Origin of the sequence: Acinetobacter boissieri (genome assembly GCF_900096955.1) — a bacterium.
Taxonomy (GTDB): Bacteria; Pseudomonadota; Gammaproteobacteria; order Pseudomonadales; family Moraxellaceae; genus Acinetobacter; species Acinetobacter boissieri.
The window spans coordinates 108,012-133,800 of the sequence record NZ_FMYL01000008.1; the positions used below are offsets into that span (position 1 = coordinate 108,012).

At 38.1% G+C, this 25,789-nt stretch carries 22 protein-coding genes; 10 read left to right on the top strand and 12 right to left on the bottom strand.

Annotated features, from left to right (window positions below):
• Nucleotides 1-127: 127 nt before the first annotated feature.
• Nucleotides 128-547, top strand: a complete 420-nt coding sequence (locus tag BLS38_RS09495) for a hypothetical protein (RefSeq protein ID WP_092748968.1) — start codon at nt 128-130, stop codon at nt 545-547.
• Nucleotides 548-614: 67 nt separating this feature from the next.
• A complete protein-coding gene (locus BLS38_RS09500) occupies nt 615-1,085 on the top strand; it encodes a peroxiredoxin (protein WP_092748970.1) in 471 nt (156 codons plus the stop codon).
• Nucleotides 1,086-1,096: 11 nt separating this feature from the next.
• On the opposite strand, the gene BLS38_RS09505 is transcribed toward BLS38_RS09500, so the two are convergent.
• The 8 genes from BLS38_RS09505 to BLS38_RS09540 all read right to left on the bottom strand — a co-directional run bounded on the left by BLS38_RS09505 (nt 1,097) and on the right by BLS38_RS09540 (nt 10,247).
• On the bottom strand, nt 1,097-1,648 hold the full coding sequence (locus BLS38_RS09505; protein WP_092748972.1) for a YceI family protein: 552 nt from the start codon (nt 1,646-1,648) through the stop codon (nt 1,097-1,099).
• Nucleotides 1,649-1,681: 33 nt separating this feature from the next.
• Complete coding sequence (locus BLS38_RS09510) at nt 1,682-2,236, bottom strand: nicotinate-nicotinamide nucleotide adenylyltransferase (RefSeq protein ID WP_092748974.1); 555 nt, start codon at nt 2,234-2,236, stop codon at nt 1,682-1,684.
• 132 nt (nt 2,237-2,368) lie between these two features.
• Nucleotides 2,369-3,289: a phosphate ABC transporter ATP-binding protein PstB gene (pstB, locus tag BLS38_RS09515; protein WP_092749093.1), complete on the bottom strand. Its 921-nt coding sequence runs from the start codon at nt 3,287-3,289 to the stop codon at nt 2,369-2,371.
• Nucleotides 3,290-3,310: 21 nt separating this feature from the next.
• Nucleotides 3,311-4,699 carry a phosphate ABC transporter permease PstA gene (gene pstA, locus BLS38_RS09520; RefSeq protein WP_092748976.1) on the bottom strand — a complete coding sequence of 463 codons (1,389 nt, stop codon included), beginning with the start codon at nt 4,697-4,699 and terminating at the stop codon, nt 3,311-3,313.
• Nucleotides 4,696-6,075 carry a phosphate ABC transporter permease subunit PstC gene (gene pstC / locus BLS38_RS09525; protein ID WP_092748978.1) on the bottom strand — a complete coding sequence of 460 codons (1,380 nt, stop codon included), beginning with the start codon at nt 6,073-6,075 and terminating at the stop codon, nt 4,696-4,698. Before pstC ends, pstA begins: the two co-directional genes overlap by 4 nt.
• Before the next feature lie 79 nt (nt 6,076-6,154).
• Nucleotides 6,155-7,186: a substrate-binding domain-containing protein gene (locus tag BLS38_RS09530; protein WP_092748980.1), complete on the bottom strand. Its 1,032-nt coding sequence runs from the start codon at nt 7,184-7,186 to the stop codon at nt 6,155-6,157.
• Nucleotides 7,187-7,352: 166 nt separating this feature from the next.
• On the bottom strand, nt 7,353-8,870 hold the full coding sequence (locus BLS38_RS09535) for a pyridoxal phosphate-dependent decarboxylase family protein (protein ID WP_092748982.1): 1,518 nt from the start codon (nt 8,868-8,870) through the stop codon (nt 7,353-7,355).
• Between the two features lie 3 nt (nt 8,871-8,873).
• A complete protein-coding gene (locus tag BLS38_RS09540) occupies nt 8,874-10,247 on the bottom strand; it encodes a diaminobutyrate--2-oxoglutarate transaminase (protein ID WP_092748984.1) in 1,374 nt (457 codons plus the stop codon).
• Between the two features lie 456 nt (nt 10,248-10,703).
• Here BLS38_RS09540 and BLS38_RS09545 point away from each other — a divergent pair, with 456 nt between their 5' ends.
• Complete coding sequence (locus tag BLS38_RS09545) at nt 10,704-11,402, top strand: SIMPL domain-containing protein (RefSeq protein WP_092748986.1); 699 nt, start codon at nt 10,704-10,706, stop codon at nt 11,400-11,402.
• Nucleotides 11,403-11,516: 114 nt separating this feature from the next.
• Here the strand turns inward: BLS38_RS09545 and BLS38_RS09550 are convergent, their stop codons facing one another.
• Nucleotides 11,517-13,757, bottom strand: coding sequence for a bifunctional prephenate dehydrogenase/3-phosphoshikimate 1-carboxyvinyltransferase (locus BLS38_RS09550; RefSeq protein WP_092749095.1), 2,241 nt, complete (start codon nt 13,755-13,757; stop codon nt 11,517-11,519).
• 33 nt (nt 13,758-13,790) lie between these two features.
• Entirely contained in the window at nt 13,791-14,894 is a 1,104-nt protein-coding gene (gene pheA, locus BLS38_RS09555) for a prephenate dehydratase (RefSeq protein WP_092748988.1), read from the bottom strand.
• A gap of 335 nt (nt 14,895-15,229) precedes the next feature.
• On the opposite strand from pheA, the gene BLS38_RS09560 reads away from it, so the two are divergent.
• Nucleotides 15,230-16,240, top strand: coding sequence for a glycosyl transferase family protein (locus BLS38_RS09560; protein ID WP_092749097.1), 1,011 nt, complete (start codon nt 15,230-15,232; stop codon nt 16,238-16,240).
• A 6-nt stretch (nt 16,241-16,246) separates the two neighbouring features.
• Here the strand turns inward: BLS38_RS09560 and BLS38_RS09565 are convergent, their stop codons facing one another.
• Both BLS38_RS09565 and BLS38_RS09570 read right to left on the bottom strand, forming a co-directional pair.
• Nucleotides 16,247-16,495: a YeaC family protein gene (locus BLS38_RS09565; RefSeq protein WP_092748990.1), complete on the bottom strand. Its 249-nt coding sequence runs from the start codon at nt 16,493-16,495 to the stop codon at nt 16,247-16,249.
• Nucleotides 16,492-17,409: an NAD(+) kinase gene (locus BLS38_RS09570; RefSeq protein WP_092748992.1), complete on the bottom strand. Its 918-nt coding sequence runs from the start codon at nt 17,407-17,409 to the stop codon at nt 16,492-16,494. The genes BLS38_RS09565 and BLS38_RS09570 overlap by 4 nt, the downstream gene beginning before the upstream one ends.
• A gap of 153 nt (nt 17,410-17,562) precedes the next feature.
• Here BLS38_RS09570 and mrcB point away from each other — a divergent pair, with 153 nt between their 5' ends.
• From mrcB to BLS38_RS09600, 6 genes are all read left to right on the top strand, one after another.
• The gene (gene mrcB, locus BLS38_RS09575; protein WP_092749099.1) at nt 17,563-19,887 is read left to right on the top strand and encodes a penicillin-binding protein 1B; all 2,325 of its coding nucleotides are present in this window, start codon (nt 17,563-17,565) and stop codon (nt 19,885-19,887) included.
• Between the two features lie 63 nt (nt 19,888-19,950).
• Nucleotides 19,951-20,577, top strand: coding sequence for a hypothetical protein (locus tag BLS38_RS09580; RefSeq protein WP_092748994.1), 627 nt, complete (start codon nt 19,951-19,953; stop codon nt 20,575-20,577).
• Between the two features lie 334 nt (nt 20,578-20,911).
• Nucleotides 20,912-22,396: a TolC family protein gene (locus BLS38_RS09585; protein WP_092749101.1), complete on the top strand. Its 1,485-nt coding sequence runs from the start codon at nt 20,912-20,914 to the stop codon at nt 22,394-22,396.
• Nucleotides 22,397-22,414: 18 nt separating this feature from the next.
• Nucleotides 22,415-23,482 carry an HlyD family secretion protein gene (locus BLS38_RS09590; RefSeq protein WP_092748996.1) on the top strand — a complete coding sequence of 356 codons (1,068 nt, stop codon included), beginning with the start codon at nt 22,415-22,417 and terminating at the stop codon, nt 23,480-23,482.
• The gene (locus BLS38_RS09595) at nt 23,482-24,612 is read left to right on the top strand and encodes an ABC transporter permease (RefSeq protein WP_092748998.1); all 1,131 of its coding nucleotides are present in this window, start codon (nt 23,482-23,484) and stop codon (nt 24,610-24,612) included. The genes BLS38_RS09590 and BLS38_RS09595 overlap by 1 nt, the downstream gene beginning before the upstream one ends.
• On the top strand, nt 24,609-25,703 hold the full coding sequence (locus BLS38_RS09600) for an ABC transporter permease (RefSeq protein ID WP_092749000.1): 1,095 nt from the start codon (nt 24,609-24,611) through the stop codon (nt 25,701-25,703). Before BLS38_RS09595 ends, BLS38_RS09600 begins: the two co-directional genes overlap by 4 nt.
• Nucleotides 25,704-25,789: the final 86 nt, after the last annotated feature.

Genomic DNA, 25,789 nt, shown 5'->3' on the forward strand with positions numbered 1-25,789 from the left:
TAAAACATAGTGTAGACTAGGTCATAGTACTTCACAGTTCAGACTGTCATAGCGTACTGGCATAGTGTTCTAATTGAACATTGTATTTAACAACCGTACGATTATATTGACGACACAAGGTATATTTATGAAATTTTTACAATCAAAATTAGTTTTATCTACAATTCTTGCATCTATGGGCTTAGTCGCGACTGCAACACATGCAGCACAAGATCCATCAAAAAGTACCAACGTTCGCAGTACACTAATTAGCAACTGTAAAGAAAGTGCAACGAAAGCAGGTAAATTAAGCTCAACTGAAGCTGATAAATTCTGTAGTTGCCAAGTCGATGCTGAAGGTAAAATTACTAAAGCACAAGAATGGCAAATCATTAGCACTGTAAACCAAAAGAAAAGCCCAAGCTCTCTTCCGTTTATTCAACAGCAAAATGCAGCAGTACAGACTTGTTTTGGCCCTCAGCTGACTACAAAGCTTAAAGCACTGACTGAAGAAGCAATGAAACAACAAGCTGCTCAACCACAAACTCAACCTACGACTTCACAATAACATTTAACATTCTAAAACTAAAACTAGCCACATTTGTGGCTAGTTTTCTTTCTGGAGTATCTCACTTATGTCAGACGAAAATCTTGTTTTACCAACACAACATTTCAACACTGCTACAGGTCAAATTAACCTCACTCAATTAGATTCAGCATGGTTAGTACTGTATTTTTATCCAAAAGATTCAACTTCAGGTTGTACAACTCAAGCTGTTGGTTTCTCTTGTATGCTTGATCAATTTAAACAACTCGATACACAAGTGATTGGTGTATCTAGAGACTCTGTTAAAACACACCAAAACTTTATTGCAAAGCAAGGCTTAACCATTGATCTTATTAGTGATAAAGATGAAATCTTATGCCAACATTTTGATGTGATTAAAGAAAAAAATATGTATGGCAAAAAAGTGATGGGGATTGAGCGCTCAACCTTTATTTTTCATCATGGCAAATTGATAAAAAGCTATCGTAAAGTAAAAGCCGCAGGCCATGCTGAACAAATTCTGCAAGATTTAAAAACATTACAACAGTCAAACACCTAAACGATGTAAGCTTATTTTGAAATAAGCTCGCCATCTACAAAAATATTTACATGTTCTGTAAGTGAGCCAAATTTTGACTTCATCGCAAAATTATGGCTCTGAATTTCAGTGTGGGCTTTAAAAGTAAACTGATTTTCTTTTGCTGTAGGAATAATTTGAGTTTCAAACACTACTGGTTTTGTTTTCCCTTTAATGGTTAAATTTCCAAGAACATTGTAATTGTAAGCGCCTTTATTTTGAATATCGGTACTTTCAAATACAATATCTTTATATTGCTGTGCATTAAAGACATCAGGCCCTAACACCATATCGTGTAATGAGTCATTACTCAGCTTCAAACTATCAACTTTCATGGTAAACGCAATATGACTTTGTGCTAAATGTGTAGCATCAAAATCTACACGTGAATCGATCTGCTGAAATTCTGCTTCTAATATTTTAATCGCAAATTTTTTAATATAAAAACCAACATGACCATTTTTAGCCAATTGATAACTAGAGATTTGAGCATAACTGGTGGTTAACGGACATAGTACTATCAAACTTAGCAAATATTTATACATTGAAATTACTCTTAGAAATCTAAAAAATTATTCTTATTTATCCAACATAGACCATGCTTGTTTTAAGTATTGATAATCTGCTGTTGTTATAAAATGACTTAAAAAATGTGTAGTTCCTGAAGGTAAACTGTCTTGCTGAATTTCCCCAGCATAATATAAGTTTCTAATATCAGTTGCAGATAAAAAGTCTTCTAAATTATCTAATCTCAATAATTCCCACTCTGAAAAGAGCCCTAAATAATAGGATGAGTCATCTTTAAAATGCCCAATAAGACCTATGTGCTGTGCTGATTGCGTATGTTGAGACACTTTATCTTTAACTTGTTGAACCCACTTTTTATCATTATAAACATCAACTAAATGAACAAACGTAATCCGTTTTTGTTGTTCTAAAGATAAGCTATTTAAAATCATCTGCTCCCGTTCATCTGAAAAAAAAGGGTTTTTTAGCGAACGTTCAGCTTGTACAGAACCCAAAGCAATAATTAGCTTTGCACTATGTTGTAATGCAATTTCAACAGTTTTTAAGTGGGCATTATGAAAAGGCTGAAAACGACCAATAAATACTAGAGCATCAAAATCATACATATATTGTCATAACTTTTTAATCTAAATTTGCCATAGCATAACATTTTATTTTAATTCACAATGATATCTGTAGCATAAAAAAAACTGGCTCATATAAAGCCAGTTTTAGTACATGCCATTCTTCTTAACGAATTAACCAAAACGACCTGTGATATATGCTTCTGTTAGCTCATGATCTGGTTGAGTAAATACTTTTTCAGTTGAATTCACTTCAATCAAATCACCTAAATGGAAATATGCTGTGCGATGCGAAACACGTGCTGCTTGTTGCATTGAGTGAGTAACAATTGCAATTGTATATTGGTTAGACAACTCAGAAATTAATTCTTCTACCTTTGCAGTTGCAATTGGATCAAGTGCAGAACAAGGCTCATCCATTAAAATTACTTCTGGACTAATTGCAATAGTACGTGCAATACACAAACGTTGCTGTTGACCACCAGATAAACCCGTACCTGGTTGGTTTAAGCGCTCTTTTACTTCTTCCCACAAGCCTGCTTTACGTAAGCTATTTTCAACAATTTCTTCTAAGTCATATTTATTACGTGCTAAACCATGTAATTTTGGTCCATAGGCAACGTTATCAAAAATAGACTTTGGAAATGGGTTTGGCTTTTGAAAAACCATACCGACCTGTGCTCGAAGTAATACAACATCTAAGTTTGGATCATAAATATCTTGCTGATCAAGTAAAACTTTACCTGTTACACGACAGCTATCAATCGTGTCATTCATACGGTTCAGTGTACGTAAGAATGTTGACTTACCACAGCCCGATGGTCCAATAAAAGCAATGACTTCGTTTTGATATACATCTATATCAATCCCTTTAATCGCTTCTGCTTCACCATAGTAAACATGAACATCTTGAGCACTAATTTTAACCTCTTTAGCTTGATCTACTGACTTCCCCGAAGTCTTTTGTTGATCAAAACTACCAATACTGATTTTAGGCTGTTGTTGTTGCATAGACTGATCTTGATTTTTATCTGACTGTAGTGGCACCTGACTTTCCTTCTCTATCGTACGAGTTGGCTCTAACGTATTATTCATTGTCATACTAAAACTCTCCAATTACCAGCGTACTTCGAATTTCTTTCGTAACCAAATGGCCAAGCTATTTAGTCCGATCATCATTGCAAGTAATACAATAATTGCAGCTGCTGTACGTCCTTCAAAGAAATTACGCAACTCATTACCCTGCCATAAAAAGACTTGTACAGGTAATGCAGTCGATTGGTCTAATGGTGTTGTTGGTACACTTGCTACGAATGCGCTCATACCAATCAATAACAATGGTGCTGTTTCGCCTAATGCTTGTGCTACACCAATAATAGCACCTGTTAAAATACCTGGTAACGCTAAAGGTAGTACATGGTGAAATACCGTTTGCACGTTTGAAGCACCTAAACCTTGTGCAGCTTGGCGTATAGATGGCGGTACTGCTTTAAGTGATGCACGTGTTGTAATGATCACTGTTGGTAGAGTCATTAAACTCAGAACCAAACCACCAACTAATGGTGCGGAAAGAGGTAAATGCATCCAACCAATGAAGATTGCCGCCCCCAATAAACCAAAGACAATAGATGGTACAGCAGCCAAGTTATTGATATTTACTTCAATAATATCTGTAAGCAGATTTTTCTTAGCAAACTCTTCAAGATAGATGGCACTTGCAACCCCTATTGGAATTGAAATAAAGATGACAATAAACATCATAAATAAAGACCCCATAAATGCACCTGCTAAACCACTACTGGCAGGAGAACTTCTAGAATCGGTATTTGTGAAAATTTTAAAGTTAAACGTATTTTCTAAAATCCCTTGTGCTTTCATTTGATCAGCCAATTGACGTATTTCAGGGCTGAGCTGTTGTTGTTCATCGGGTAAACTGCGATCAATTTTACCGGTTAACCAAACATCAACATTTGCGTCAGCTAAGAATTTCAAATCAACTGTTTGGCCGACTAAGCTTGGATCTGCAAACACCATATCACGTAAGCGATATGTTTCTGAGCTTGTATAAATACTCGCTAAATCACTTTCTTTACCCGCTAAAGCTTTATCTTTGGCAACAATGGCATGTGTAATGACTGCATCCCAGTCCACCATACTCATTTTAGTTTGCCAATCAACATAGCGCTCTTGGTAAATTGCAGGAGATTCATCTTGCTTTTTAACAGGCGGTGCACCTGCATCAATCACTTTAGGATCAAAGTATACAGGCACTGTCATACTTGTTTGCCAAAACGCAGGCAGGCCTTTATATAAAATACTACCAAATAAAAGTGCAACAAAGAAAAGACCTGTAATCACCGAAAATAAACCTAAAAGTTTAAATCGTTTTTCTTTACTATGACGCTTAGATAAAGAGTCAATAATAATTTGCTTTCTTTCTTGCTTTTTATCAACCGATGATTGGTCAGCCAATGCTGTACTTGCAGAACTATTATTCATACTCATTCATATTGCTCACGATATTTACGCACAATGTACAGTGCAATAATATTTAGACCCAAAGTAATCACAAACAGTGTTAATCCTAGCGCAAATGCAACCAATGCTTGTGGACTTGCAAAGTCAGTATCACCTGTTAATTGGTTCACAATTGTAACCGTGACTGTAGATACTGCTTCTAGCGGATTAATTTGTAGCAGTGGACTATTACCAGCAGCCAGCACCACAATCATCGTTTCACCAATCGCACGTGATGCAGCCAATAAAAATGCACCCACAATACCCGGTAAAGCTGCAGGCAAAATAACCTGACGAATGGTTTCAGACTTAGTTGAACCTAGGCCTAGTGAACCGTCTCTGAGTGCACGTGGTACTTGGGTAATAATGTCATCTGAGAGTGATGATACAAATGGGATAATCATAATTCCCATAACAAATCCGGCAGTTAATGCACTAGTTGCATTAATATGAATGCCTACCATCTCGCCAATGAGTTTAAAGAATGGGCCAATAACCATCAGTGCAAATACACCATATACAATGGTTGGGATACCTGCCAAAATTTCAATAATAGGTTTTGCCCATGCACGTAACCGTGGCGATGCGTATTCAGCTAAATAAATTGCAATAAATAATCCGATTGGAATAGCAACAAGCAAAGCAATTGCACTGACGAGTAAAGTACCCCAAAGCAACGGCAGTAAACCATAGCTACCATCTGATGTACCACTGGTTGTAAAACCTGGGTCCCATTGTGTACCAAAGAAAAATTGTGTTGGGTTAACAAAATGGAAAAATCTAAGTGCTTCGCTAAACATTGACATCACAATGCCAATGGTCGTTAAAATAGCAACCCCTGAACATAACGCAAGTGCAATACGAATAAACCGCTCAACATAATTTCTTGCACGGTATTTTTGTTGAACTTTTTTATGTGCAAAAACTAGACCGGCTAAAGCAATACAAACCACAACTGCAAATTGTGCATAATCGCCAATTTTCATAGCGCTAGCATAATGTGCTGCAGCGGAAAGCTCATAAGGTTGTGCTTGATCTGTTACACCAAAACCTGAAGCAATCGCTTGTACTCGATCAAGTAAAACTTCTTTACTCGAAACATCTAAATGTGAAAGCACCTCTGCTGGTATTTGAGAAAAAACCATTTGTCGAAGTAGCATTGGCTCAACAAAGTTCCATATTCCAAAAATAAGAATTGCTGGAATACCACACCATAAAGCAACCAGTGCGCCGTAATAACCTGGTCTTGAATGTAATGTTGCAGAATTATTGCCCTGACCTGCAATATGGCGACTTTTTCTCAGACCGAACTGATAGCCTACCGCAACAACAGCAAGTAACACACCCAAAAGAAGCAGATTCATATCATCTCCGCTATGTATTATATAAAAACTAAAAAAGGTGGGGATGAGTCACCCCATCCTCACCTTAAAATGTATTGCATTACTTTACATATTTACCAGCTTTAAAGTCAGCAAGTATTTGTGCTCGCTCAGCGTCAGACATAGAAATTAAACCAGCTTTATCTAGCTTAGATCCCTTACCTGAGATTTTCTTGCTTAAGAAGAATTCTACATACTGCGGTAAGCCTTTAATTACTTTTGTATGCTCGCCTTTCACATAGAAAAATAAAGGACGTGATACAATGTATGAACCATTAAGAACTGTTTTTTCACTTGGCTCTACACCATTCACAGTTGCAACACGTAAACGGTCTTTATTTTGGTCATAGAAGCCTAAACCAAACACACCCACAGAGTTAGGCGATGTTTTTAAACGTGCTAAAGTTTCTGTGTAATCCCCAGAAATTTCTACAACACGACCGTCTTTACGGAAAGTAGAACATGCTTTTACACGATCGTCTTTAGGTAAGTTTTTATAGTATTCGTAAGTTTCACAACCAGCATCAATCATTTTCTCTTGGAATACTTCACGTGTTCCGTGGTTAGACGCTGGAATAACAAGTGTAATTGGCTCATTTGGTAAAGACGGATCAATTTGGCTCCAGTTTGTATACGGGTTTGGAACCAACTTACCATTTGATGGCAATTGTGCAGCAAGTGCAGCAAATACGTGATGTGGCTTTAATTTAAACGCAGGTTTTGAAGCATTTGATGCAAATACAATACCGTCATAACCAATTTTAATTTCTTGAATTTGACGAACACCCGCTTTGCGACAACCTTCAATTTCAGTGTCTTTAATTTTACGTGAGGCATTTGCAATATCTGTTGTGTTATCACCAACACCTTGACAGAATTGCTTCAAACCACCACCCGTACCGCCTGAACCAACAACAGGTGTTTTGTATTGAGGAAAAGTACTACCAAATTCTTCTGCAACAATACTTGCGTATGGCAATACTGTTGAAGAACCAGAAATCTGGATGGTGTCACGTGCAGCATTTACGTTTGCAGCAAAAGCTGCACCTGAAATTGCTAGTGCAAGTGTTGCATATTTTTTACTTAACTTCATTGTCATCTCTCAATGCCTCAAACTTACTTTACTCATAGTAAAGTGTGTTATACCGTGCTTTCTTGATTATATTCTGATTTGTTTATATGACAGTTAAGTTACAAATAGATGACGATTTAATTATGTTTTATGACAACAAAAAAGGCTACCGAAGTAGCCTTTTTCTCTAAGAAATTGGTGGTGTATAAGTACCATCAACAATAGAAGCTTTTATACGCTCAGATTCAGTTAAAATCTGCTCAAACAAAGCTTTCACATTATCTAAAGTGGCTACAGGACTCAATAAAGTCATTTTTAGAGACTGTACATCGCCTACTTTAGTTACACCTACATTCGCCTCACCACGTGCAAACAATTCGTCTGCAATATTTTGGTTTAGACTATCAATGTATTCTACTGGATAACCTTCTGGCACAACTCTAAACAATACAGAAGCAAATTGAGGCTGTAACAACAACTCTAATTCTTCAGTATTTTCAATATACTGAGCAACTTCAATAGATAGCTTAATACCATGATCAATCATTGAACCATAAAGATCTTCACCCAATGCTTCAATGGTCATCCACAATTTTAGCGCATCGAAACGGCGTGTCGTTTGTAATGATTTTGACACTAAGTTTGGCACACCATGCTCTTCATCATATGCTGAGTTTAAATACTCTGCTTCATAATGCATAAAGCGATAGTTTGCTTCATCTTTCAGTAAAAACGCACCACAACTAATGGTTTGGAAATAATGCTTATGGAAATCTAGTGTCACAGAATCTGCTTTTTCTATACCATCTAACCAGTGGCGATAGTCATTTGACAGAATAAGTGCTCCACCCCATGCAGCATCTATATGCATCCATGCACCATACTTTTCAGTAATAGTACGAATCTCTTGAAGCGGGTCAATTGCACCTGCGTCTGTTGTACCGGCAGTCGCAACCACACAAGCAACGATTTTACCTTCTGCCTGCAATGTTGCCATGGTCTGTTCTAGCGCCACAACATCCATTTGCGCACGGTCGTTTACAGGAACAGTGACAACCGACTGGAAACCCATACCCATGAGTGCCATATTCTTTTGCACGGAAAAGTGTGCATTTTCAGAACAAATGACTTTAACTTTCTGCATTGCTTCGCTTGGAATACCATCACGCTGTACAGAGTGACCTTGCCAATGCGTTGCAATACATTTATCACGTGCTAGCAGTACACCCATAAGGTTTGACTGTGTACCACCCGATGTAAACACGCCTGCTTGGCCTACACCATAGCCCACTTTTTGACGTAACCAATCAATCAGCTGAACTTCCATCAATGAACCTGCTGGGCTTTGATCCCATGAATCCATTGATTGGTTGGTTGCATTAATCAGTACTTCAGCAATTTGACTCACAACCATAGTTGGACAATGTAAATGTGCTAAAGAGTGTGGGTGGTGTACTTTTAAACTTTTGTTTAAAAAAAGTTCAACCATACGCTGCAATGCAACAGATACGCCTAAGCCTTCTTTGTTCGCATTAAAAGCAATTTCTGAACGTAGCGATTTAATGCTACCCCCAGTATACATTTTGTCATTTTGCAACCATGCACTTACTGCTTTAACAGCATTTTCCATTGCTGACTCATAGTCAGCAATGGATTGTGCATCATTACATAACAACGCTTGGCGATGTTGTGTAATATTTGTCATGACTTAAGCACCTCGAACCGTAGCTAGAGCATCTACAAGCGATTTTTCAAAACGCTTAATGAGTTCTTCGGTTTCTTCTTGCGTAATAATCAATGGGCAAAGCAAGCGAATGACTGTGCCATGACGTCCACCTTTCTCAAGCAACAATTGGTTATTAAAACATGCAGTTTGAATTGCAGTAGCAAGCTTTGGATCTGCAGGGTATGAACCCATATGATCAGCACTTTGATGCTCATCTACAATTTCAATACCAATCATCAAACCACGGCCACGCACATTGCCAATACATGGGAATTTTTCTGCAAGTTTTTTCATCGCATTTTGAATAAATTCACCACGATCATGCGCGTTTTGTGCAAGGTTTTGTGACTTCATGACTTCTAAAGATGCTAAACCTGTGCCCATTGCAAGTTGGTTACCACGGAATGTCCCCGTATGTGCACCCGGTTGCCACGCATCAAATTTACGCTTAATACCAAGTACAGCAAGCGGTAAACCTGCGCCAACAGCTTTAGACATCACAATCACATCTGGCTCAATACCTGCATGTTCAAATGCAAACATTTTACCTGAACGTGAGAAACCTGCTTGAACTTCGTCTAAAATAAGTACAATGCCATGTTTTTCAGTCACTTCACGAATTTTTTTCAGCCATTTAGTTGGTGCAACAACAACGCCACCTTCACCTTGAATCGCTTCTAAAATCACAGCTGCAGGCTTTGTTACACCACTTTCAACATCTTCAATAAACTGTTCAAAATAGTATGTTAAAGCATCTACACCAGCTTCCCCACCAACACCAATTGGGCAACGGTATTCATGTGGGTACGGCAAAAACTGTACGCCTGGCATAAGGTTATTAACTGCATTTTTTGCACTCAAGTTACCTGTCACAGACAACGAGCCATGCGTCATACCATGATAACCACCAGAAAAACTAATAATTGAACTACGTCCAGTATATGTTTTTGCAAGCTTCATTGCAGCTTCAGTTGCATCTGCACCTGATGGACCACAAAACTGTAAACAATATGCTTCTTTACCACCTGGTAATTCAGCCAATAAAGTTTCAGTAAACTTATCTTTTAACGGCGTTGTTAAATCGAGTGTGTGTAATGGAATACCACTAGTCAAAGTATCTTGAATACTTTGAATCACAGCAGGATGATTATGACCTAGAGCAAGCGTACCTGCCCCAGCTAAACAGTCAAGGTACTCTCTACCTTCAACATCAGTAACCCAACAACCTTGTGCTTTCGCTATCGCTAACGGCAATTTACGTGGATAACTACGCACATTTGATTCCATCTGACTTTGGCGAGTCAGGTAATATTCATTTGTGGAATGGTTGGCAGAATTTACAGAATTAACGCTCATATCGGATTACCATCTCAGATAAGGGTTGAAAGAAATAAGTCTGATGACGTAAGGTCTTTTGACTCGGTGCTTTAGGAGTTTCTAGCTAGCTGTATGATTTACAATAAATAACTAGGAGGGCGATGATACGCTTTTTTATATAAAAATAAAGACCCAAGGTCATTTTATTTCTATTTTTTACCACAGCGTACTCCGACATCACTTTACCTAGTGTAATCTTGATTAAATGAAAAAACAAAAACAAAGCTTACAATGAGGTGACACCAATGTGACACATTCATTAAACCACGATAAAAACAAGTAAAAAGACAAACATAAGATGTTGTTATATATTATTTTATTTAAAAAACTTCATTATAAAAACAATATATTTTTTTACAAAGCCCCTACAAAAAAGCATGCGTATTCACACATCTTTTTTGCATACACTAAATAGTAAATTTAAGGATCAAATGTATGCGTAAAATCTTATTAGCCACACTACCACTCATGTTAGCAACATCTGTGTTTGCCGCAGACAATTCAAGCACCAATTACAATATTGTGAATATCCAAGCAGAAGCGTCTAAAGATGTTCACAATGATCAAATGCTTGCGGTACTCTATATTGAAAAAAGTAATGCCCAAACAGCTATACTCGCAAACCAAATCAATCAAGCCATGAATCAAGCAACTACACTTGGGCAAAAATACCCTACAGTCAAAATGGAAACAGGCCAACAAAGCACTTACCCAATTTATGACAACGACAGCCAAAAACTTAAAGAATGGCGTAGCCGTGCAGAAGTACGTTTAAAAAGTACAGATTTTAAAGCCATGAGCCAACTCATCAGCACATTACAAAACACGTTTCAAACTGAATCTATCCAATTTAATGTATCAGATCAACAAAGACAGCTTGTTGAAAATGAACTTATGGTGAGTGCAAGTCAAAACTTTCAAAAACGTGCGCAACTGATCACTCAAACATGGCAAAAAAATAAATATCAGTTGGTTAACTTAGATTTAAGAAGTAATGAACAGTCATTTATACAACCTCGCATGCTAATGGCTTCGAGTAAAATGATGGCAGCCAGTGCACCACCTGCTCAAGATTTCAATGCAGGTGACAGTAAAGTGTCTGTCACAGCAAGTGGCTCAATACAACTTGACTAAAATATGACAGATTAAAAACATGACATTTACTTGTCATGAAATAGATATGATCTGTCACATAATGGCAATAAAAAACCAGCGACTATGCGCTGGTTTTTTATAATACATGACAGGTTAGTCTATGGTATCAATACTTAAACCTGCTTCATTAGCAAGTTGAGTAAAGGTTGGGAAACTAGTTGCAACAGTTTCTGTACCATGAATGGTCACTTTTTCAGATGCACGAATCCCTGCAATACTAAAGCTCATCGCAATACGATGGTCGTGGTGTGACTGTACGTCTGCACCTGTAAAAATTGGTGACCAATCGCCAGACTTACCCTTCCCTTCAATGATAATACCGTCTGGTGTTGGCGTACAATCAATACCCATCGCTTGCAAACCATCTACCATCACTTGAATACGATCCGACTCTTTAACACGTAACTCTGCTGCACCTGTTAATATTGTACGACCTTCTGCACACGATGCCGCCACAAAAAGGGCTGGGAATTCATCAATCGCTAAAGGTACTTGATCTTCAGGAATGTGAATCCCTTTTAAAGTGCGTGTACCACGAATACGAATATCTGCAATCGGCTCCCCACCCGCAATACGAGGGTTATTTACTGAAATATCAGCACCCATTTGCTTTAATATTTCAATCACGCCCGTACGTGTTGGATTAATACCTACTGCTTCTAAAGTCACATCTGAATCTTCACAAATGGCTGCAGCAACCATAAAAAATGCTGCTGATGAAATATCTGAAGGCACCTGAATATCTGTACCAACAAGCTTACCGCCACCATTTAGAGTAATCGTATTACCTTCAGTTTTTACGTCATAACCAAAAGCACGTAACATACGCTCGGTATGGTCACGTGTTGGCTCAGGTTCTACCACTGAAGTTTCACCCGCCGCCCACAAACCTGCCAATAAAATACCAGATTTCACTTGTGCGGAAGCCATTGGCAACTCGTAATGAATTCCTTGTAATGCTTGCTTACCCGTAATACTGACAGGTGGCGTACCTTTTTCACCTGTCGTTTGAATATTTGCACCCATTGCACGAAGTGGTTTTGCAATACGTTCCATTGGACGTTTAGACAGTGATGCATCACCTGTCATTACTGTATCAAACTGCTGTGCAGCAAGCATGCCTGACAGCAAACGCATACTGGTACCTGAGTTACCCATATACAATGCTTTTGTTGGTGCTTTTAAACCCGACATCCCTACGCCATGAATAGTGACTTTGCCATCGTTAGGCCCTTCAATGTGCACACCCATGTCTTTAAAGGCTTGTAATGTTGCCAGTGCATCTTCACCTTCTAAAAAACCAGTGACATTGGTGATGCCTTCAGCAATTGAACCAAACATAATGGAACGGTGAGAGACTGACTTATCACCAGGAATTGTAAATGTACCTTTAAAATGGTGCTTTTTAGGTAAAATTGAAAATTGTTGAGTCACTTGTTTCTCCAAAACAGTATTCTTTTTCAGCATATGGTTAAAGTGTTGTCGTGCAGATTGTGCTTCTTTCAGCACTTGCATTAACTGATTTGAATCATCTTTTTCGATCAGCGTGCGAATACTGCATAATTGCGATTCAAAACCATCTACTGCCTTTAATATCGCATCTTTATTTGATAAAAAAATATCATGCCACATTTGTGGGTCCGAAGCCGCAATACGAGAAAAATCTCTAAAACCACCTGCAGCGTAACGAAAAATATCCAAATTATCTTGTCTATTGGTAAATTGCGCCACCAAATTAAATGCCATTAAATGTGGCAAATGACTGGTGTGTGCAAGTACTTCATCATGTTTTTCTACAGACATACACACCACTTCTGCACCAGTAGCTTGCCAAAGCTGTGTGAGACGTTGTACAGCCCACGAAGCAGAACATTCAAGTGGCGTTAAAATAATTTTATGCCCTACAAATAAATCTGCCTTACCTGCATGAACACCTGTATGTTCACTGCCTGCAATTGGATGACCAGGCACAAAACCCTGAGGAAGTTGACCAAATACCTTTTCTGCCGCAGCAACCACATTGCCTTTGGTACTACCCACATCAGTCAAAATGGTATTTTCACCAATATATGGCGCAATACGCTGTAAGACAACTTCAGTCGCCTGCACAGGTAAGGCCAAAATAACAAGGTCTGCCCCTTGTACTGCAGTTACAGGATCGGTATACCCTTCAGTAATCAGACCAAGTGCTTTAGCGTCTTGCCATGTTTGCTCTGAACGTGTTGATGCAACGACATGTTCAGCAAGATGTTGTTGCTGTATCACCCTTGCCAAACTTGACCCAATCAGACCAAAGCCAATAAAAGCAACTTTTTTAAACAATGGTTGTGTCATATCCATCGGCTTACCTTTTCCATGTCACTTTATTTATAATACTGCTACAGGGTAAGACCCCAAAACACGTAACTCTTTGGCCAGTGGACGAATTTCATCGAGTGCAGCTCGTACATTGTCTTGGTCAATATGCCCCTCTAAATCGATAAAGAATACATAAGTCCACTTTTCACGAAGTGCCGGGCGAGTTTCAATACTGGTTAAACTAATATTATGTTTTGAAAATGGCTCTAATATATTCATTAAAGCCCCTGCTTGATTTTTTGCAGAGATCAGTAGTGACGTTTTATCATGACCACTTTGTGGAATTTTTTCACGCCCAACCACTAAAAACCGAGTAATATTTTCCGGATTATCTTCAATATTTTGATGCAATATTTCTAAATCATACGTTGTTGCCGCAATATCAGAAGCAATCGCTGCCGAATGCCATTCATTACAAATACGGCGGGCGGCTTCAGCATTAGAACTTAATGCAACACGCTCAACATCTGGGTAATGGGTATCTAGCCACTGACGGCATTGTGCTAATGCCTGCTGATGTGCATAAATTTGTTTGATACTGTCTTTACGGGTATTTTTTGAAACCATAAATTGATGATGTATGCGTAATTCAACCTCACCAATCACGTTTAAATGTGATGATTTAAAACAATCTAAAGTATGATTCACCACACCTTCAGATGAGTTTTCAACAGGAACAACACCATAGTGTGCACTTCCAGCTTCAACTTCTCTAAAGATTTCATCGATGGTAGATACAGCACGCACAACAGCATCTTGCCCAAAATGTTTTAGTGCAGCAACTTGTGTAAAAGTACCTTCAGGACCTAAAAAAGCAATACTTTGAGGCGCTTCAAGTGCCAAACATGCAGACATAATTTCACGAAATAAGCGTGCAACAGTTTCATCAGACAAAGGCCCTTCATTACGTTGCATAATCTTACGCAATACCTGCGCTTCTCTTTCTGGTCGATAAAATAAAGGGTTTTCTTCTTGAGCAAATTTGGCATGTGCCACAGTTTCAGCTAAACGAGCACGGCGGTTAATTAAATCGTGAATCTGTAAATCGACTGCATCAATCTGAGTACGAATTTCACCTAAATTAAGCGCAGGACTTTGGTCATTTTGAGACATATACAGCGTTGCCCTATTTACTAAAATGAATTGTGACTAAGTATAACCACATTCAAAACAGAAGTGCTATTTGGATTTTTACAAAAATGACGTAAAGTAAAGTCAAATTCGCTTAAATAGATCATTCAAAACCAAAAATCCCTCTCACTTTCAAGTTAAAACTGCATATAAGGTCATTTTCTTATTATATTATACTTGATATATTCTGCCTGTTTTTAGCCCTAAGACGTAGCGGAAACATCACAAAAAAGTATTTAATACCACATCAAAATTATACGTATAGGATTTACCAAATATCCGTATTTACCGAAGTTAAGGTCACAGTACACATGACAATGAGCACGAAACGCAATATCTATAAAGACTTAGAACACCCTTTTGCCCAATATATTCGTATTATTGGTAAAGGAAAGACAGGCGCTCGATCTCTAACTTTTGATGAGGCATATCATGCATTTAGCCTAATTTTAAAAAAAGAAGTATTTGATGTACAAATTGGTGCTTTTTTAATGCTATTGCGTGTGAAAGAAGAGTCGATTGATGAACTTGCGGGCTTTGTACAAGCAACCAAAGACCAACTCCATTTTAATCCAATTCAAGTCGACTTAGATTGGCCATCTTATGCAGGTAAACGCAAACACTATCCTTGGTTTTTATTGGCCGCTTTAACCTTGGCCAAACATGGTTTTAATATCGTAATGCATGGTGCGGCAGGCCACACACTCAACCGCGTGTATACTGAACAAGTTTTGGCTTACCTAGATCTGCCTCTGTGTAACAACCAACAAGAAGTTGAAGTACAACTCAAGAAACATCATTTTGCATATATATCACTCGCAAGTATTTCACCTGTATTAGATGAAATGATTAATCTACGTAATCTCATGGGTTTACGATCCCCGATACATACGTTGGCACGTCTGATTAACCCATTTCAAGCCACAGCCACGTTACAGTCTATTTTCCACCCTGCTTATAGAACATCACATCAACACGCCGCGCTCAAATTGGGCTATAAAAACAGTGCTGTCATTAAAGGTGAAGGCGGTGAATTTGAACGTAATCCAGATGCCAAAACTTTAATTTGTGGCATCAAAGATGGCGAGTTGTATGAGCATGAATTACCAAAGCTTACCGTTTCACGTAGTCCAAGCGAAGAATCGCTAGATCTTGAATTATATAAGTCAGTTTGGTTAGGTCATATTAGCCATGAATACGGTGAAACAGCCATTATAGAAACGTTAGCGATTGCACTATATACCATGCAACAAACGTCTGACTTTGAAGAGGCGTTGGTCAAAGCACAACAGCTGTGGCTTACTCGCCATCGCCCCATCACAGACTAAAAAGTATTAAACAAAACGAATCGGTGAATCATCATTTGTATGACTATGGTCTGCCGACTTTGGTTTTTCAATATAACCTGTACGTTGCTGTGCAGGTAAATGGGTATGCTCCCATGCCATCACAGCGTGCATACAGATTTGTTTTTGCTCTGCAGTTAAGGCAATACCATTAGGCCATTTACCAATTTCCACGGCTGTTTTTAATCGCTCAACAATATGTTCGTCAAGCACGTCTAACATGGCACTTAAATTCATGAGTGTCCTTCCTCATTCAAACCTTCAAAATCTTGATTCCAACCCAACTTTGTTCGACAAGACATGTAAAAATCATAGCCTGGCGGATGAAGTAAGTTTAGCTTATGCGGATATTTTCGAATACATAATAAATCATCATCAGACAAAGAGATACTTTCTTGGCCATCTGCACTTACCATAGGTTGCCAGCGATTTTTTTGTGCAGTAATCACAATCTCGCTTTGGCCGCCAACAATAATCGGGCGAGAAGACAATGTATGTGGATGCATCGGTACCAATGCAATCGCATCCATACTCGGGTGAATAATTGGCCCACCACCAGACAAAGCATAGGCTGTAGAGCCTGTAGGCGTGGCTACAATTAAACCATCGCTGTGCTGTCTATAGACAAATTTTTCATCTATTTCTAGCTTAAAATCGACCATATGCACAGATTTACCTGAGTGCAGTACAATATCGTTTAAAGCAAGTGCTTTATAATACACATGCCCATTACATTTTCGGATTTCAAGCTCTAATAAAAAGCGTCGATCAAGTAAAAACTCACCTTGCAACACTTGATCTAATTTTGTAATCACTTCTGCTGGATTAATATCAGTCAAAAAACCCAAACGACCACGGTTAATACCCACCACTGGCGTATTATATTTAACCAATGAACGTGCTGCATGGAGTAACGTCCCATCTCCACCAACCACAATGACAAAGTCAACATGCTCACCCATATGGTCTTTGTGTAGACTAGCGACTGGCTTAAAAGGCATAAGCGCTGCAGTTTCTTGCTCAAAAATAGGTTTGAGGCCCAGTCCCAGTAAATGATCATAAATCAAACATAGTGTTGTGACCACAGAAGACTTATCTGGTCGCCCAATCAAACCAATATGATGAAATGATTTAGAAAATTTTTCCACCATTGTAGGTTCTCCATCGCATGAGGCATCAACAATAACACATAGATTTTAGGAAAAAACGCAGTGTTTTTGTATCGTTATAACAATAATTATTGCAAATTTAAGAAAAGGTTCGCATGATTGTCTAGTTTATTTTCAGATAGCTTATCATCTTTTATGAAGTCGCAACGTGGTTTAGGTGTTTTTCTATTGATCTTTACGATCTGTTTTGTGGTTGGGTTTATTGCCCTAAGTATCTATTTAGTTCGCTTAGACGGTGTTATACGTTCAAAATTTGAAGGACAACGTTGGGATATTCCTGCCAAAGTATATGCACGACCTTTGGAAATTTACAATCAAGCCCCTATCAGTGAAAGTAATTTTTTACAAGAGCTGAATATGCTTGGCTATAAACAAGCAAATAGCAGAAATAATCCAGGTACCTTTGTCGTCAATGGCAACCATGTCGAAGTACATACCCGTGGCTTCAATTTTGGCGATAGTGAAGAAGTTGAGCAAATACTTGACTTAACTTTTGCACAAGACCAAATTTTGAATGTACAAACTACACACCCATCAGACACAGGAATTACCCGCTTAGAACCCTTACTTATTGGTGGGATTTATCCTCAGCATAATGAAGACCGTGTACTCATTAAACTGGCTACCGTACCTAAACCACTGGTTGATGCACTGATCGCCACAGAAGACCGCGATTTTTATAGCCACCATGGTATATCTGTACGTGGTACAGCGCGTGCAATTTTTAGTAATATTACTGGCGGACGCAGACAAGGTGGATCTACCCTTACTCAACAGCTGATTAAAAATTTCTTTTTATCTCCAGAACAGACCTACAAACGTAAAATTAATGAAGCATTCATGGCTGTACTACTGGAAATGCATTACAGTAAAAATGAAATTTTAGAAACTTATTTAAATGAAGTTCATTTAGGTCAAAATGGCAATTACTCAATTAATGGTTATGGCCTCGCCTCACAATTTTACTTTGGCTTACCACTCAATGAGCTAAATATTTCTCAACAAGCATTTTTAGTCGGTTTAGTCCAAGGACCTTCTTTCTATAATCCTTGGCGTAACCCTGAACGTGCCAAAGAGCGCCGTAACTTAGTCCTTAATAATATGTTGGTTATGGGTACACTGACCCAAGCCCAATATGAACAAGAAATCGCACGCCCGCTAGGTGTTATTGACAAACCATCAATGGGGCCAACTCGTTTCCCTGACTTTATGGACATTGTAAGACGTCAGCTTCGTGCAGAATATCAAGACAATGATCTAACCAATCAAGGCCTACGTATTTTCACTACCTTAGACCCCGTTGCGCAAACCAAAGTGGAGAGTCAGTTTAAACAAAGTGTTGATGCCTTAGTCAAACGTAATCCACGAGCTCTTAATAACTTACAAGGTGCTGTTCTAATTCAGCGTCCAGAAAATGGTGAGTTAGTTGCGGTTGTTGGATCATCAGAAGATTTTACAGGCTTTAACCGCGCATTAGATGCAAAAAGACAAGTTGGCTCTTTACTTAAACCTGCGATTTATATCAATGCAATTGAATCTGGAGAATATAACTGGGCAACACTGATTCCAGATAAAATGATTAGCGTTACAAGTGGTGGTAAAACATGGACACCTAAGAATTATAGTGGTGGTGAACACGGCATGGTACCAATGGTGCAAGCACTTGAACACTCATATAACTTAGCTGCCGTTAATATGGGTCAAAATTTTGGTGTACCTGCATTTATTAATAATTTGCGTAAATTTGGTGTGACCAGTGACATTCAACCTTACCCATCTGCCTTTTTAGGTGCGGTAAATATGTCTCCAATGGAAGTGCTCAGTGTTTATAGTAACTTTGCAACAGGTGGCTTTAAATATCCGACCAAAGCAATTCGTGCGGTGATTGATCACAATGGAAAAGTACTTGAGCGATATGGCTTAGAAGTACAACAAACAATCGACCCAGATGTTGCCTATATTTTAAACTATGGCTTACAAGAGGTCATACGCTCAGGTACAGGGCAAGCAGCCTACAGAAGTTTACCAAGCTCGCTGAACCTTGCAGGTAAATCAGGCACAACCAATGACACACGTGACTCATGGTTTGCAGGCTACTCTGGTAACTATGTTACTGTTGTTTGGTTAGGCTTAGACAACAACAAAATTACAGGTCTTACAGGGTCTTCTGGTGCACTGCCCGTGTGGACAAGTGTAATGAAGCAACTGCCTCAACAACCTGTAAATATTAAACAGCCAGATGGCGTACAGTGGCAATGGATTGACAGTACAACTGGGTATTTGTCTGCACAAGGTTGCCCTGGTGCAATGTATATTCCACTGTTGGCTCAAAAAGTACCAAGCCAAGCCATTTCTTGTGCTGTACCAAACTACGAAGTACCCGCAGAGAGTCCAAGCGCATCTGACCCCGAGAGTACTTCAGACCCAATAGAACATTTAATTGACATTACACGAAACTAGAATAGGGTCAAGCACGGGAAAAGTCTCGTGCTTGACTTTAAAGCTATTGGAGAACAATAACACATGAAACGTACGCTTCTGATCAGTCAGCTACTTGTCGTTGCAATTGCAGGTTGTAGCCAGCTTCCAAAACAACAGACAAAACCGGTATTCCAACCCACACCTAGCCCTCAACCTGCCCCCCAATCAAATCAACCAGTCACAGAAAACGGTGTAGTGATTACCCCATACCCTACAGGTGAAATTAAAAAAGAAGTTTTACCCCCACCTATTATACAACCGCCCCAAGGCACAACTGTAGTTGTTCCTACGAAACAACCACCACCTAGACCTGTACAAATTAAAAATTCAACGAATCAAAACAGTAATCAACCACCTGCTGTGCAAAATCTTATGAATCAAGCACAACAAGCTTTTAAACAGCAGCAAATAGATCGTGCAGAACACTTAGCATTGCAAGCACAGCGTATTGCACCACAAAACAGTGATAGTTATGCCCTACTGGCACAAGTGGCTTTACGTAAAAATAATTTGAGTCAGGCACAAGCGCTTGCTCAACGTGCAGCAAGTCTAACTTCAGATATAAATGCAAAAAAACAGCTTTGGACTGTCGTACTTCAAACTGCACAAAAACAACAAAATACTGCGCTAATCAATAAGGCACAAAGTATTTTGAGCACCCTACAATAACAGGTAATCTATATCAACAATTAAAAGCCTGTTAGTCATTGGAACTGCCAAGATGCTTTACATAACCAACTTGGCAAATCCACTATTTTACTCAATATATACTTGTATAATATAAAAATTAAACTATTCTAAATTATGATGATAACCAAATATTAACTAAATAAATAACTTATTCAAATACTTAATATAATAAACAATTTCATTACAGCGTCTAATAAATACAAATATTTTATATATTGACTTCAAGATATCTACATACTATTTTAAATATAATCGCACTGAAATAATAAACAAAATTCAAGATAATATGCAAAATTTTCATTTTTTAAAACCGATGGTAATTAATACATTCAATCTTCGTTTTAATCTTCCTAAATACTTTATATTAGTGGCTGGACTAACCTATTTATCTCATGGTTTTGCCTATGATCTTAGCTACGCACAAGCTGAAAAACAAACACTACAATTAAGCTATACCACACAAGCAAGTCAAAACTTACAACATGCTTCACAATTAAATGCTGACGCTGTAAAACACGCAGGTCTACCAAGTGTGAGCTTAAATGTACGTGCCTATGCTTTTCGTGCTGAACAGAGTGTACCGCTAACCACACTTAAAAATAATATTAACCAAAGTGTTTCACAAAACTTAAATAGCCAAATTTCAACAGTCGGCAACCAACTTGGCATTAATTCAGACGTTATTGGTCAGATCAGCCAAGCAGCAGATCAAAATATTTCTGATGGTATTCAAAATCTGATTCCAGACCAAACCAATATTGTAGTGAAAGATCATGACATTCGTCCTACAGTTTCTGTCATTATGCCCCTTTACACGGGTGGCTTGATTACAAGCACTAAAAACCTTGCTGCTTTACAGGCTTCACGGGGTGAAATCACTGTTCAACAACAAGAAGATAACCAGCGCTTTGAAGTCATTCAAAATTATTTTAATGTTCAATTACAAAAGAAATTAGTTGAAATTGCACAGTTCAATACAAATGCGATGCAAACACACGTCAATAATGCCATAAAATTAGAACAACAAGGATTTATTAGCAAAGGACAGCGTATGCAATTTGAGGTTGCCTACAATAATGCGCTTAGAACACTAGATGGCTTACAAATTCAGCTCAAACAGAGTAAGTATGTACTACAACAATTACTACACATGCCACAAGATTTAAATTTAACAACTGCATTATTTATTAACCGTTCGATGAGTCAACCACTTACAGAGATATACAACCAAATTGATCATAAATCTACATTACTTCGAAAGATGAAAATGGATACTCAACTTGCCGAGCAAAATATTAAAATTCAACGTGCATCGCAAAAACCAAGTATCTATGCATTTGGCGAGTACGTAATAGATCACAAAGAAAACTGGGTTGTTGGAATTGCAGCACGTTACAATCTCTTTTCAGGGATAGATCATAAAAAACAAGTACAAGCTGCCGAATTACAGCGAGATGCAAGCAGTCTTGCAACAGAACGAACAAAGCAAGAATTGCAAAACCTTATTTTTAAAGCATATACCACCATGGAAAGTGCGCAACATACTCAACGTTTAATAGAAGAAAATATGCAGGCAGCTCAAGAAAATCTGCGTATTCAATCGCTTTCTTTTAAAGAAAATATGGGGACTGCAACACAAGTTGTTGATGCTGAAAATATTTATTATGCGATGCAAGCCGAATCTGCAATGAATGCTTACAAGTATATTTTAGCACTGGCCACGCTTTTACAGGCCAATGGTTCAATTCAGCAATTTCCTCAATATCTTAACCAATCGAATACCGTATTTATTCATTAATGTATGTAAGAGAACTTCATGAGCGAACAACACTACGAGAAGAATGATTCGACTGACCATACATCAGAAATGAAGACAAATCATTCCACTAGACCAACTAAAAAAGGTTTAAAAATTTTCATTCTCATTCTTATTATACTTTGTACTTTAGGGCTGATTGGCTTTGGTCTGTGGAAAAGCTATCAACCTGAAACAGTTTCTATTCAAGGACGAGTGCAGGCAGAAGTCATACATATAAGTACAAAACTCATTAGTCGTATTGATGAAATTTACGTCTCGGAAGGACAAGTTGTTCAAAAAGGACAACCTCTCGTTCGCTTACATAGTCCTGAAATTGATGCAAAAAAACAACAATCTCTTGCCTCCTTACAATCTGCTTTAGCGCTTCAATCAACAACAAACCGTGGAGCACGTGAGGAAAATATTGCAAGTTTATATGCAAATTGGCAAAGTTTACGTGCGCAACAACAACTTGCCCAAACAACGTATCAACGCGGTGAAAACTTATATAAAGAAGGTGTAGTCTCTAGACAACGGCGCGATGAAATGTTCGCAGCTCAGCAATCTTCTACACAAATGACAGAAGCTGCTTACCAGCAATACAAACGTGCAAAAGATGGCAGTACCAATGAACAGAAATCTATGGCAGATGCACAAGTTGAAATCGCTCAAGCTGCTGTCAATGAAGTAAAATCTTTGGAATCTGAAACCCAACTCCTTGCTCCAATTTCTGGTACCGTTGCTAACATTTATGGCAACCCATCTGAATTGGTGGCTACAGGTGTGCCTGTCATCGATATTGTAGATACAGACCACCTATGGGTCAGTTTAAATATTCGAGAAGATCAATATTCAACGATATATCAAAAAAGTAATATTGAAAGCTATGTACCCGCTCTAAACCGAAATATGACATTTAAAATTAAAAATATAGATCCTCAAGGTAACTTTGCTACAGTGAAAACAACTCGCCAAACAGGAGGATACGATATTCGTAGTTTCAAACTGCATTTAACACCTGAAGATCGCAGTATTCCTATAAAAGAAGGCATGAGTGTTATTTTTAAAGTACAAGAGGAACACTAATGCTACAAGCAATATGGAGAGAGCTTCACTATTTAAAAACACATAAATGGGATCTTTCTATGCTCACCCTTGCGCCATTACTGATTATTATTATTTTCGGTAGTATGCTTCTGGAAGGTAAACCTGAGCATCTTCCTATTACAGTAATTGACCAAGACCAAAGTCAACTGAGTGCAAAGATTACAGACTATTTGGCATTAAATCATTCACTATATATACAACTCGAAACGAACGACCAAAGTCATGCAGAAAGAAAGTTAAATGAAACCCAAATTTGGGGATACGTTATTATTCCTAGTGGTGCCCAAAAACGCCTTGTACAAGGCCAAGATGCTCAAATTGCGATTGCATATAACCAATCTTTTTTTAGTATAGGAAATACCATTTCATCAGCCATGCTCAAATCTACTGCAGAGGCAACGGCCGACTTTTTAGCCAAGAACCATTTTCAAAACAATATCCCTTATTTAGATATTTCTACACCCCATATTAATGTATCACCGTTATTCAACCCTACACTTAACTATGAGTTGTTTCTCGAACCTTTTCTTATTCCTGCATTGTTACATCTTATTATTTGTTGTTCTATTGCATTTTCTGTCGGTCAAGAAATGAAATTTAATACTGTTCATACATGGCTAGATAACACTTCATTCAGTGAGGCTATTTTTGCAAAGTGTTTGGTACATAGCATTATTTTATTTGGGTGGTCACTTTTATGGCTATTTTGGTTAACTATCATTCGTGGTTGGTTTATTGCAGGAAGTAGCCTACTGCTCTGTGTTGGTCTATTTCTGCTTTACTTCAGTTATGCACTCATTATTACGGCTGTAACGCTTGCTCTCAAAGATTTAACCCGCACTTTTGGTCTTATTGCAATTTATGGTGGCTCATCTTTAAGTTTTGCTGGTATTACACTTCCATTAAACAATGCACCTCTTTTTACGCAATTTTGGTCCAACCTTATTCCGTATACACCTTATGTAAAACTACAAACAGAACAATGGGTGGTTGGGAGTCCTATCTATATTTCTCTACCCTCTTTGTGCTTACTTTTTCTTTTTTGTCTTATAGGCTATGTGATTTCATTCTTCTGCTTAAAAAAATTAAGCAAGCAGGTTGAAACATGAAATCATTCTTTTTTTATTTTTTAAAAACATTTAAAGATATTAAACGCTTTTCTGCTGTTTTTACTACGCTTGTATTGGGTGCAATATTGTATGGTTTTTTCTATCCTACAGCTTATAAAGCACAACAAGCGGAAGACTTACCTATTATTATTGTCGATCAAGATCAGAGTGCATTAAGTCATCAAATTATAAATACCATTCAATCGAATCCGAATATTCGTATCGCTCACGTCACATCTAACTTTCTTGAAGCACAGCAGCAAGTTCAAACACAAAAAGCTGATGCTATTTTGTTACTCCCTGAACATCTTTCATCTGACCTTCTCGCAGACCCTAAAAATACAGGGGTCGGGCTTTACATCAGTTCAGCTTACTTAATTCGTGTCAAACAAATTGCTTCGGGTTTGGCGAGCTCTTTAGAGTATGTTATACAAAATCATCTAGAACGTTTTGGTAAGGTCAGCCACTTTCACCCAAAACTACCAATTCACCAAATTCCGCTCTTTAACCCACTTTCAGGCTATGGTAGTTATATTTTCCCTTCCGTTGCTCCTTTAATTGTTCACCAAACAATCTTACTTGGTGTTGGTATGCTCATTGCCGGCTATCGTGAAAAATTGGTATGGCGACCTAAGTCAAAGGAGTTTTTTGGGTTTTTTGCCTCTATTTTCACCATTGGGTGTTTAGCATGCCTATATCTCTTTGGTTTCATATTTTGGTTATATGACTACCCAAGGGGAGGGAACTTTTGGGGAATGCTTCTTGCAGTGCCTATTTTTATTGGCTGTATTGTCAGTTTAAGCATGTTCGTGGCCACTTTTTTTGATATGCCTGAACGCGTGGGGCATGTACTTGTACCTACGTCTATTGTTCTATTTCTTTTAAGTGGTACTTCATGGCCATTACAATCTATGCCACTCCCATTACAATGGCTAAGCTTATGCCTTCCTTCAACACATGCCATTCAAATGTTTGTACAACTCAATCAAATGGGTGTACCAACACTCATTATTTTACCTAAACTTATTTTCTTAAGTCTTACAGGTATATTATTTTTAATACTCGCTTATATACGATTAAAAAATAAATAATTTTAAATATAAAGCCTCAAGCACTCAATCAATGAAAACAAATAGTTTAAGCACTATTTGTTTTCACTTTAAATACCTTTAACTCA